The organism is Phormidium sp. CCY1219 (genome assembly GCF_055795085.1).
This window is the reverse complement of sequence record NZ_JAYFEQ010000765.1, coordinates 1-251: the sequence shown is the minus strand read 5'-3', so window position 1 is coordinate 251 and position 251 is coordinate 1. Positions and strand designations below refer to the sequence as shown.

Below are 251 nucleotides of genomic sequence, written 5' to 3'. Positions count from 1 at the left end.
TCCACCACTACTCCAAGGCTGGAAAAAAACTGTACCGACAGGAGAATAGTTTTTTCTCCACCACCACGCCATCAGTGAAAAAAACTATACCGATAAGCGGAATAGTTTTTTGCCCACCACCACTCCAACCTTGGAATAAGCGGAATAATTCTTTCTCCACCACCACGCTATCGGTGGAAAGAAACTGTACCGATAAGCGGAATAGTTTTTTCGCCGCCATCACCCTATCGGTGGAAAGAAACTGTACCGAC

At 45.8% G+C, this 251-nt stretch carries 1 protein-coding gene; it reads right to left on the bottom strand.

Annotation, left to right across the window (positions count from 1 at the left end; genetic code table 11):
• Positions 1–7: 7 nt before the first annotated feature.
• Positions 8–251: hypothetical protein (locus AC0QH1_RS23315; protein ID WP_324633769.1), on the bottom strand; the 244-nt coding region annotated here is incomplete at its 5' end.